Source organism: Pseudomonas brassicae (assembly GCF_010671725.1).
Taxonomy (GTDB): domain Bacteria; phylum Pseudomonadota; class Gammaproteobacteria; order Pseudomonadales; family Pseudomonadaceae; genus Aquipseudomonas; species Aquipseudomonas brassicae.
In genome coordinates this window covers 1-11,244 of sequence record NZ_JAAHBU010000224.1, presented here as the reverse complement: position 1 = coordinate 11,244, position 11,244 = coordinate 1, and the positions used below count along the sequence as shown (strand labels likewise).

Sequence of the window (11,244 nt, the reverse complement as noted above, 5' to 3'; positions counted from 1 at the left end):
GCCAGCGAAGGACGCGCCGCGGTCTTTCAGTAATCCGCCGGCGCCTGCAGCAACATCGCCCTGAACTCGTTCAACGGCAAGGGCCGACTGTGCAGATACCCCTGGTACAGATGGCAGCCCAGCCGCTCCAGAAACTCCAGTTGCTCGGAAAGCTCCACGCCTTCGGCAATCACCGCCAGGTCCAGGCTGTGCGCCATGGCCACGATCGCCTTGACGATCTCTGCATCGTTGGGGTCCAGCGGCGCATCGCGCACAAACGACTGGTCGATCTTCAGCGCATCCACCGGCAAGCGCTTGAGGTAGGTCAGCGACGAATACCCGGTGCCGAAATCATCCATCGCAAAACTCACACCGAAGGCCTTCAACTCGCGCATCTTGCTGATGGTGTCTTCCAGGTTCTGGATCACGATGCCCTCGGTGATCTCCAGCTTGAGCATCTGGTACGGCAGGCGGTAGTCGTCCAGGCTGCGCCGTACCCGCTCGACGAAATCGTTCTGGCGGAACTGACGCGGGCTGATGTTCACGCACAGGCTGAAGTCCATGGCGTCGATCAGGCCGTCCTGCAACATGCGCGAGCAGGCATCGCAGGCCTCGTCGAGTATCCAGCTGCCCACCTCCAGGATCAGCCCGCTTTCCTCCAGCACCTGAATGAACTGGCTGGGCGGCTGCTGGCCAAGCAGGGGATGGTGCCAGCGCAGCAGCACTTCGGCGCCGACGATGCGGTTGTCACGGGCGTCCACCTGGGGCTGGAAGTGCAGCGCCAGTTCGCCCCGGGCCAGGGCCAGGCGCAGGTCGTTCTCCATGCGCAGGCGTTCGCTGGCGGCCTTTTGCATGGTGGTGTGGAACATCTGCGTGGTATTGCGCCCCGAGTCCTTGGCGCGGTACAGCGCGATGTCGGCACGCTTGAGCAGGTCGGCCGGGGTCGAGCCGTGGTCGGGGATCAGCGCCACGCCGATGCTGGGCGTCACCTGCAGGCGCTGGCCGTCCAGCGACATCGGCTCGGCCAGCAGCTCGCGCAGGGTATCGGCCAGTTGCCGAACCTTTTCCGTCACCTCGTCGCGGCTGCCTTCCAGGCCGCTGAGCAGCACCACGAACTCGTCGCCGCCCAGGCGCGCCACGGTGTCCTCCAGGCGCACACTGGCCTCCAGTCGTGCAGTGATGATCTTGAGTACGGTGTCGCCCACCGGGTGGCCCAGCGAGTCGTTGATGTGCTTGAAGTGGTCCAGGTCCAGAAACAGCAGTGCGCCGCGCAGGTTGTGGCGCTTGAGCAGGGCAATCTGCTGGCTCAGGCGGTCCATCAGCAGGGCGCGGTTGGGCAGGTTGGTGAGTGGGTCGTGGTAGGCCAGATGGCGGATCTGCGCCTGGGCGTTCTTCAGCTGGCTGACGTCGCGTGCGGTCAGCAGCAGGCACGCGGTTTCGTTGAGGATGATCGGTTCGGCCGAGACCTCCACGCTCAGGATGTCGCCGCGTTTGCTGCGCCAGAGCATTTCGCGATGGTGTACACGGTCGCGTTCCTGCACCTCGTTGAGCAGCAGCCCCTGTTGCTTGTCGTCGGCCCACAGCTCGATCTGCGCCATGCTCTGGCCAATCACCTGGTCGGCGCTGTAGCCGGTCAGGCGGCAGAAGCCGTCGTTGACTTCCAGGTAGCGGCCACTGTCGCGCTCGGTGATGGTGATCGCGTCAGGGCTGGAGTGAAAGGCCTTGGCGAACTTCTCTTCGCTGGCCTTGAGCGCCGCCTCGGCGCGCTGTTGCTGGGTGATATCGCGCAGGGTGGTAACGCTGCAGGGCTGGTTGTCGACCTTGATCAGGCGGCTGGAGATCACACAGGTCAGGGCCTGGCCATCCTTGTGGTTGATCACCACCGCCACATTGTTCAGGGCCTGGTCACGGATCACCTGCTCGATGCGCCGTGCACGCGCCGCCGACTCGGCCCACAGGCCCAGTTGCTCGGCGGTGCGCCCCAGCACCTGCTCGGCGCTCCAGCCGAAGGTCTGGGTGAAGGCCTGGTTGATCTCGATGAACCGGCCGCTGTCCTGGCGGGTGACGCAAATGGGGTCGGGGCTGACCTGGAACAGGCTGGCGAACTTTTCCTCCGAACTGCTCAGGCGCTGCTCGCGCTCGACCTGCTCGGTGATGTCCAGCAGCGTGCCGGCCATGCGCAGCGGGTTGCCCTGTTCGTCGCGGTACAGGCGTGCGCGGCTCTCGATATAGCGCGAGGTGCCGTTCTCCAGTTGTATTCGGTAGGTGATCTGGTAATTGCCCGCCGGGCCTTCGCGCAGGCTGCGGTAGGCCTGGCGCATGCTGCTGCGCTCACGTTCTGGTACGCCGTCGAAAAACGCCTCGAACGACTCGTGAAAAGCCACTGGCTCCAGCCCGTGCAGTTGCGCTGCACGGGCCGAGCCGTAGAGCATGCCGCTGGGGATGTGCCAGTCCCAGGTGCCCAGCTGCGCCGAGTCCAGGGCCAGGTCCAGGCGCTCCTGGCTGTCCTTGAGGGCCTGTTCGGCGCGTTTGCGCTCGCTGGTGTCGACAAAGGTGCTGAGCAGGCAGGTGACGCCGTCTAGCTCGATGTTCTGGGTGCTGAGGATGCCGTCATGGATCTGCCCGCTGCTGGCGCGAAAGCGCACCTCCAGGATTACCGGGCCATCGGTGCCGCAGGTTGCGTCCAGCATGTGCTGGCGCTGCTGTGGGTCGGCCCATAGCCCCAGTTCCAGGGTGGTGCGCCCGATCACCTGGGCGCCGGGCCAGCCCAGCGTTTTCTCGAAATGCTGGTTGACCTCGTGGATCAGCCCGTCGCTGCGCCGGGTCAGCAGCACCACGTTGGGGCTGAGGTGGAACAGCGTGGCGAAGCGCTTTTCGGAGTTGATCAGTGCGGTTTCGCGCTCGCGCTGGCGAGTGATTTCGCGAATCACCCCGATCATCTGCGGCCGCCCTCACGGTCGCGGGCCAGGCTGCCGTTGATTTCCAGCCAATGCAGGCTGCCGTCGGGCCAGCGGATACGGTGGCGCAGGGCCTGTTCGACCGGTTCACCGCTGAGCACCGCGTGAAACGCCTGGCGGGTGCGCGCACGGTCTTCTTCAGGCAGCAGGTCGAGGTAGTCGAGGTCGTTGGGCAAAGGTTGCTGGGGGTCGAACCCGAACAGTGCCTGGGTGCCCCGCGACCAACTGATGCGCCCGCTGCCCACGTCCCACACCCAGGCCCCCAGGCGCGCGCCGTTCAGGGCCGCCAGCAGTTGCGGCGCATTTTCCCAGGTTTGCTCCAGCTCCTGAGGGTCTGCCGCAGGGATACGAGGCAGGCGCGGAAAGCGGTTCGCTGATTTGGGCATCGGTACCAGACCTTTGGCGGATTACACGTCCTTGGGGTCAGGCCGCCCGGGGCGGGAGGGCGGCCTTACGCTTGTCTCGCATGGCTGTCGAGCAGGGCCATAAAGGCTCTGGCCGCATTCGATAACGTTCGTTCCGTGTGCAGGATGTAGCCTAGCTGGCGCGACAGCTGTACGCCTGGCAAGTCGATGGGTGCAACCTGCTCATCGAGCATAGTCCGTGGCAGCACACTCCACGCCAAACCGATCGAAACCATCATTTTTATGGTTTCCAGGTAGTTGGTGCTCATGGCGATGTTGGGGGTCAGGCCCTGGCCTTCGAACAGGCGCTGCACGATATGGTGGGTAAAGGTGTTGCCGCCGGGGAACACCGCCGGGTGGTGGGCGATGTCGCCCAGGCTCACCGCGCCGTTGCACGCCAGCGGGTGCTCGGGGGCGGCGACGAAGTCCAGCGGGTCGTCCCACACCGGCACTGCACGCACCAGGCTGTGGGGGTCGGGGGCCAGGGTAATCACCGCGATTTCCGCGCGCCCGTGCAGGATTTCCTCATAGGCCACTTCCGAATCGAGAAACTGGATGTCCAGGGCCACCTGCGGGTACTGCCGGGTAAAGGCGCGCAGCAGCGGCGGCAGGCGATGCAGGCCAATGTGATGGCTGGTGGCCAGGGTGAGGCGCCCGCTGACCTCGCCGGTCAGGTTGGTCAGGGCGCGACGGGTGTCGTCCAGCACATTGAGGATCTGATACGCCCGCGGCAGCAGCGCCCGGCCGGCCTCGGTCAGGCTTACTTCGCGCCCCAGGCGATCGAACAGGCGCACGTCCAGCTGCTGTTCGAGGCCGGCGATGCGTTTGCTGATGGCCGGTTGTGTCAGGTGCAGGCGCTCGCCGGCACCCGAGAAACTGCCGGTTTCGGCGATGGCGATAAAGGCGTTGAGGTTGGCCAGGTCCACAGCGAGAGATCCCCGTGCTTAGGATTCCTGAAAGTTATCCAAAGCATAAAAATTATGAATTTGAGTTATTCAATCTAACCCCATAGCATCGTCCGTACAAGCCAAGGGGTTATTGGCATAGAAAGACTGATGAGGAAAGTCTGATGGCTGGCAAAACGCTCTACGACAAGCTCTGGGATTCGCACTTGGTCAAGCAGCGCGACGATGGTTCGGCGCTGATCTACATCGACCGTCACATCATCCACGAAGTGACGTCGCCGCAGGCCTTCGAGGGGCTGCGCCTGGCCAATCGCAAACCCTGGCGCATCGATGCCAACATCGCCACGCCCGACCACAACGTGCCGACCACACCTGAGCGCAAGGGCGGCATCGAGGCCATCGCCGACCAGGTCTCGCGCCTGCAGGTGCAGACCCTCGACGAGAACTGCGACGAGTACGGCATCACCGAATTCAAGATGAACGACGTACGCCAGGGCATCGTCCACGTGATCGGCCCGGAGCAGGGCGCGACCTTGCCTGGCATGACCGTGGTCTGCGGCGACTCGCACACCTCCACCCACGGCGCCTTTGGTGCGCTGGCGCATGGCATCGGCACCTCCGAGGTCGAGCATGTGCTCGCCACCCAGTGCCTGGTGGCCAAGAAAATGAAGAACATGCTGGTGCGTGTCGAAGGGCAATTGCCGTTCGGCGTGACCGCCAAGGACATCGTGCTGGCCGTGATCGGCAAGATCGGCACCGCCGGCGGCAACGGGCATGCCATGGAGTTCGCCGGCAGCGCGATCCGCGAACTCTCGGTCGAAGGCCGCATGACCATCTGCAACATGTCCATCGAAGCGGGCGCACGGGTGGGGCTGGTGGCCACCGACGAAAAAACCGTGGCGTACGTCAAGGGCCGCCCTTATTCGCCCAAAGGCGAGCAGTGGGACCTGGCTGTCGAAGCCTGGAAAGACCTGGTATCCGACAGCGACGCGGTGTTCGACACCGTGATCGAGCTGGACGCGGCGCAGATCAAGCCACAGGTCAGCTGGGGCACCTCGCCCGAGATGGTCCTGGCGGTTGACCAGCGTGTGCCGGACCCGGCGGCCGAGGCCGACCTGGTCAAGCGCGGCTCGATCGAGCGCGCCCTCAAGTACATGGGCCTGAATGCCAACCAGGCGATCACCGATATCCAGCTCGACCGCGTGTTCATCGGCTCGTGCACCAACTCGCGCATCGAAGACCTGCGCGCCGCGGCGGTGATCGCCAAGGGCCGCAAGGTGGCCTCGACCATCAAGCAGGCGATCGTGGTGCCGGGCTCGGGCCTGGTCAAGGCCCAGGCCGAGCAGGAGGGCCTGGACAAGATCTTCCTCGAAGCCGGTTTTGAATGGCGTGAGCCGGGTTGCTCGATGTGCCTGGCGATGAACCCAGACCGCCTGGAGAGTGGCGAGCACTGCGCATCCACCTCCAACCGCAACTTCGAAGGTCGCCAGGGCGCCGGTGGGCGTACCCACCTGGTCAGCCCGGCAATGGCGGCAGCTGCCGCGGTAACCGGTCGTTTTGTCGATGTACGCGAGTTGATCCAAGGGAGCGCAGCATGAAAGCCTTTACCCAGCACACCGGCCTCGTTGCGCCGTTGGACCGTGCCAACGTCGACACCGACCAGATCATCCCCAAGCAGTTTCTGAAGTCGATCAAGCGCACCGGCTTCGGCCCCAACCTGTTCGACGAGTGGCGCTACCTGGATGTGGGCCAGCCGTACCAGGACAACAGCAAGCGTCCGTTGAACCATGACTTCGTGCTCAACCATGCCCGCTACCAGGGCGCCAGCGTGTTGCTGGCGCGGGAGAACTTCGGCTGCGGTTCGAGCCGCGAGCACGCGCCATGGGCGCTGGAAGAGTACGGCTTTCGCAGCATCATCGCGCCGAGCTACGCCGACATCTTCTTCAACAACAGTTTCAAGAACGGTTTGCTGCCGATCATCCTCAGCGAGGCCGAGGTCGATGAGCTGTTCAAGCAGGTTGAAGCCGACCCGGGTTATCAGCTGAGCATCGATTTGCAGGCGCAGACCGTGACCCGCCCGGACGGCAAGGTGCTGAGCTTTGAGGTGGATGCGTTTCGCAAGCATTGCCTGCTCAACGGCCTGGACGACATCGGCCTGACCTTGCAGGACAGCGATGCGATTGCAGCCTTTGAGGCCAAGCATCGGGCGAGCCAGCCGTGGTTGTTTCGTGACGCCTGAATAATGCAGTGAATTCGCCGACACCTTCGCCGCCAAGCCGGCTCCCACAGGTTACGTGCTGCACCACAAAACCCTGTGGGAGCTGGCTTGCCAGCGAAGCAGACACTGGAGATCCATGATGTCCCGCACCACAGCCCACACCGAAGTTGTCCAGCGCCAGTTCGGCGAGCAAGCCTCGGCCTACCTGAGCAGTGCCGTGCACGCCCAGGGCACCGAGTTCGCCCTGCTGCAGGCCGAACTGGCAGGGCATAGCGACGCACGCCTGCTGGACCTGGGCTGCGGCGCCGGCCATGTAAGCTTCCACGTTGCACCGCTGGTGGCCGAAGTGGTCGCCTACGACCTGTCGCAGCAGATGCTCGATGTGGTCGCTGCCGCCGCTGTCGAGCGCGGCCTGAACAATATCGTCACCGAACGCGGTGCGGCCGAGCGACTGCCGTTCGCCGATGCCTCGTTTGACTTCGTCTTCAGCCGTTACTCGGCGCATCACTGGAGCGACCTGGGCCTGGCATTGCGCGAAGTGCGCCGGGTACTCAAGCCCGGTGGCGTGGCCGCGTTCGTCGACGTGATGTCGCCGGGCAGCCCGCTGCTTGACACCTACCTGCAAAGCGTCGAAGTGCTGCGCGACACCAGTCACGTGCGCGATTATTCTGCCGGTGAGTGGCTGGCGCAGGTCAGCGAAGCCGGCCTTTACACCCGTAGCCACACCCGCCAGCGCCTGCGCCTGGAGTACACCTCATGGGTCGAGCGCATGCGCACCCCCGAAGCCATGCGCGCGGCGATCCGCCAATTGCAGCAGGCGATGGGCGAAGAAGTGCGGCAGTATTACCAGATTGAAGCCGATGGCTCCTTCAGCACCGACGTGCTGGTACTGTGGGCCGAACGCTGAGTTTTTTCCGGTGGGCCATTGCGGCGCGCCGCTTGAATTGAATAGAGGAACGCATGAGCAAGCAGATTCTGATTCTCCCAGGTGATGGCATCGGCCCGGAAATCATGGCCGAAGCGGTCAAGGTACTGGAGCTGGCCAACGACAAGTTCCAGCTCGACCTGAGCCTGGCCCACGACGTGATCGGTGGCGCGGCCATCGACCAGCACGGCGTACCGCTGGCCGACCAGACCCTGGAGCGTGCGCGCCAGGCCGACGCCGTGTTGCTGGGCGCCGTAGGCGGGCCGAAGTGGGACAAGATCGAGCGTGATATTCGCCCTGAGCGCGGCCTGCTGAAGATCCGCTCGCAACTGGGCCTGTTCGCCAACCTGCGCCCGGCGATCCTGTACCCGCAACTGGCCGATGCCTCCTCGCTCAAGCCCGAAATCGTGGCCGGCCTGGACATCCTGATCGTGCGCGAACTGACCGGTGGCATCTACTTCGGCGCCCCGCGCGGCACCCGCGAGCTGGACGGTGGCGAGCGTCAGGCCTATGACACCCTGCCGTACAGCGAAAGCGAGATCCGTCGTATCGCCCGCGTCGGCTTCGACATGGCGCGCGTGCGCGGCAAGAAGCTCTGCTCCGTCGACAAGGCCAACGTGCTTGCCTCCAGCCAGCTGTGGCGTGAAATCGTCGAAGAGGTGGCCAAGGACTACGCCGATGTCGAACTGAGCCACATGTACGTCGACAACGCCGCCATGCAGCTGGTGCGTGCGCCCAAGCAGTTTGACGTGATGGTCACCGACAACATGTTCGGCGACATCCTGTCGGATGAAGCGTCCATGCTCACCGGCTCCATCGGCATGCTGCCGTCGGCCTCGCTGGATGCCAACAACAAGGGCATGTACGAACCGTGCCATGGTTCGGCGCGGACATCGCCGGGCAGGGTATCGCCAACCCGCTGGCGACCATCCTGTCGGTGTCGATGATGCTGCGTTACAGCTTCAACCAGCACGCCGCGGCCGAAGCCATCGAGCAGGCGGTCAGCCTGGTGCTGGACCAGGGCCTGCGCACCGGTGACATCTGGTCGGCCGGCTGCAGCAAGGTAGGCACGCAGCAAATGGGCGACGCAGTAGTCGCAGCGCTGCGTAATCTGTAATCTCTCGGGCCCGCCGCTGATTTTCCATCAGGCGGCGGCCCACTTTTAGCGAAGGTGTAGTTGCGATGAAACGTGTAGGTCTGATCGGTTGGCGCGGTATGGTCGGTTCCGTGCTCATGCAGCGGATGCTCGAAGAGCAGGATTTCGATCTGATCGAGCCGGTGTTCTTCACCACCTCCAATGTCGGGGGCCAGGGGCCGTCCGTGGGCAAGGACATTGCTCCGCTCAAGGACGCTTACAGCATTGACGAGCTCAAGACCCTCGATGTGATCCTGACCTGTCAGGGTGGCGACTACACCAGCGAGGTATTCCCCAAGCTGCGCGAAGCCGGCTGGCAGGGTTACTGGATCGATGCCGCTTCCAGCCTGCGCATGCAGGATGACGCGGTGATCGTGCTGGACCCGGTCAACCGTCGGGTCATCGACCAGCAGCTGGATGCCGGCACCAAGAACTACATTGGTGGCAACTGCACCGTCAGCCTGATGCTGATGGGCCTGGGCGGGCTGTTCGAAGCCGGCCTGGTCGAGTGGATGAGCGCCATGACCTACCAGGCTGCTTCCGGCGCTGGTGCACAGAACATGCGTGAGCTGATCAAGCAGATGGGCGCCACCCATGCCGCCGTGGCCGATGACCTGGCCAACCCGGCCGCCGCCATCCTCGACATCGACCGCAAGGTCGCCGAGGCCATGCGCAGCGAGGCCTACCCGACCGAGAACTTCGGCGTGCCGCTGGCCGGCAGCCTGATCCCGTGGATCGACAAGGAACTGCCGAACGGGCAGAGCCGTGAAGAGTGGAAGGCCCAGGCCGAGACCAACAAGATCCTCGGTCGCTTCAAGAGCCCGATCCCGGTCGACGGCATCTGCGTGCGCATCGGCGCCATGCGTTGTCACAGCCAGGCGCTGACCATCAAGCTGAACAAGGATGTGCCGATCGCCGACATCGAGGGCATGATCAGCCAGCACAACCCGTGGGTGAAACTGGTGCCCAATCAGCGCGAGATCAGCATGCAGGAGCTGAGCCCGACCAATGTCACCGGCACGCTGAACATCCCGGTAGGGCGTTTGCGCAAGCTGAACATGGGGTCGCAGTACCTCGGTGCGTTCACCGTGGGTGACCAGTTGCTGTGGGGGGCGGCCGAACCGCTGCGCCGCATGCTGCGGATCCTGCTGGAGCGTTGATCGACGCCGTGCGCTAAGCCAGAGCCCCCTCGTCTTGCGACGCCGGGGGCTTTTTTGTCCATGGGGGGCGGGCGATCAGGGGTGGCAGGTGGCCTCAAGTGGGCAATCCGAGTAAAGTGCCGCTCCCCCCGTTCTGCCAGAGGCACAGCCCATGACCCAGACTTTCGATATCGCCGTGATTGGCGCCACCGGTACCGTCGGCGAGACCCTGGTGCAGATCCTCGAAGAGCGCGACTTCCCGCTGGGCACCTTGCACCTGCTGGCCAGCAACGAGTCGGCCGGCAGTTCGGTGAACTATCGCGGCAAGAACCTGCGCGTGCGTGAAGTCGATGCCTTCGACTTCAGCCTGGTCAAGCTGGCGTTCTTTGCGGCCGGCCCTGCGGTCACCCGCAGCTTCGCGGCCAAGGCGCGTGCCGCTGGCTGCGCAGTGATCGACCTGTCTGGCGCGCTGTCGGCCGAGCAGGTGCTGGCGGTCGTGCCCGAAGCCAACCCACAGGTCATCCAGGCCTTGAGCAAACCGGTGCAACTGGTCAGCCCGAGCGCGGCGGCGGTGGCGCTGGCGGTGGTGCTGGCGCGCTCAAGCCGTTGCTTGAGCTGGAGCGGGTCAGCGTGACCGCGTGCATGGCCGTATCGGCCCAGGGCCGTGAGGCGGTGGGCGAACTGGCCCGGCAAACCGCCGAACTGCTGAATGCGCGCCCGTTGGAGCCGCGCTTCTTCGATCGCCAGATTGCCTTCAACCTGCTGGCCCAGGTGGGCGCCAGTGACAGCGAAGGGCATGGTGCGCTGGAGCGGCGCCTGGTCAGCGAGTTGCGCGAACTGCTGGGCTTGCCTTTACTAAAGATTTCCGTGACTTGCGTTCAAGTCCCGGTATTTTTTGGCGATAGCTACACTGTGGCCGTGCACAGCCGCACGGCGGTCGATGTGGCGGCAGTCAATGCCGTGCTGGAGAGCGCCGACAGCGTCGAACTGGTGGATGCCGGCGACTACCCGACCCCGGTCGGTGACGCGGTGGCACAGGATGTGGTGTACGTTGGGCGGGTGCGTGGCGGCATCGACGAAGCCGAGCAACTCAACCTCTGGCTGACCACCGACAACGTGCGCAAAGGTGCGGCCTTGAACGCCGTGCAGTTGGCGGAGCTGTTGATAAAAGACCTTGCGTAAAAGATACTTGCCGACGATTTGCATCATGTTTCTGAAATGCTGGAAGTGAGCTGCCGTCTGGCGCTTGCGGGGCACCTTGCCAACATGACCCCGGGGTCATGCCAGTCAATGCCTCACGGCGGTTTTTCACTTTCTTCTCGGTAGCCGGGGAAGGTTCATACAAAGGATGAGGTCATGCTTCGAATTCGCAAACTGGTGTTAGCAATAGCCGCGGCATCGGCGCTGTCCTCCGGTATGGCGCATGCCCTGGGCCTGGGCGAGCTGACCTTGAAGTCGGCGCAGAACCAGCCGCTGGATGCCGAGATCGAATTGCTCGATGTGCGCGACCTGACCGCTGCCGAGGTGGTGCCAAGCCTGGCGCCCGTCGAAGAGTTCAGCAAGGCCGGGGTCGAGCGGCAGG

General features: G+C 64.2%; 6 protein-coding genes and 3 pseudogenes. 7 read left to right on the top strand and 2 right to left on the bottom strand.

The annotated features are described in order from the left end of the window. Window positions 1–26 precede the first annotated feature (26 nt). Together G3436_RS15915 and G3436_RS15910 are read right to left on the bottom strand one after the other, a co-directional pair. Window positions 27–3,322, bottom strand: a pseudogene (locus G3436_RS15915) (PAS domain S-box protein). 65 nt (window positions 3,323–3,387) lie between these two features. Then, complete coding sequence (locus G3436_RS15910; RefSeq protein WP_163946671.1) at window positions 3,388–4,266, bottom strand: LysR substrate-binding domain-containing protein; 879 nt, start codon at window positions 4,264–4,266, stop codon at window positions 3,388–3,390. Between the two features lie 143 nt (window positions 4,267–4,409). Here G3436_RS15910 and leuC point away from each other — a divergent pair, with 143 nt between their 5' ends. The 7 genes and pseudogenes from leuC to G3436_RS15875 form a co-directional block, all read left to right on the top strand. Further along, window positions 4,410–5,843: a 3-isopropylmalate dehydratase large subunit gene (gene leuC / locus G3436_RS15905; RefSeq protein WP_163946668.1), complete on the top strand. Its 1,434-nt coding sequence runs from the start codon at window positions 4,410–4,412 to the stop codon at window positions 5,841–5,843. After that, entirely contained in the window at window positions 5,840–6,484 is a 645-nt protein-coding gene (gene leuD, locus G3436_RS15900) for a 3-isopropylmalate dehydratase small subunit (protein ID WP_163946664.1), read from the top strand. Before leuC ends, leuD begins: the two co-directional genes overlap by 4 nt. 118 nt (window positions 6,485–6,602) lie before the next feature. Then, the gene (locus G3436_RS15895) at window positions 6,603–7,370 is read left to right on the top strand and encodes a class I SAM-dependent methyltransferase (protein ID WP_163946662.1); all 768 of its coding nucleotides are present in this window, start codon (window positions 6,603–6,605) and stop codon (window positions 7,368–7,370) included. A 53-nt stretch (window positions 7,371–7,423) separates the two neighbouring features. After that, a pseudogene (leuB, locus tag G3436_RS15890) lies at window positions 7,424–8,505 on the top strand (3-isopropylmalate dehydrogenase). Window positions 8,506–8,570: 65 nt separating this feature from the next. Further along, window positions 8,571–9,683 (top strand): aspartate-semialdehyde dehydrogenase, encoded by a 1,113-nt coding sequence (gene asd / locus G3436_RS15885; RefSeq protein WP_163946659.1) that lies wholly within the window; start codon window positions 8,571–8,573, stop codon window positions 9,681–9,683. Window positions 9,684–9,834: 151 nt separating this feature from the next. Further along, window positions 9,835–10,844 (top strand): annotated as a pseudogene (locus tag G3436_RS15880) (aspartate-semialdehyde dehydrogenase). A 174-nt stretch (window positions 10,845–11,018) separates the two neighbouring features. Then, window positions 11,019–11,244, top strand: a 226-nt coding sequence (locus tag G3436_RS15875) for a type IV pilus assembly protein FimV (RefSeq protein ID WP_163946656.1), incomplete at its 3' end; no start/stop codon positions are given.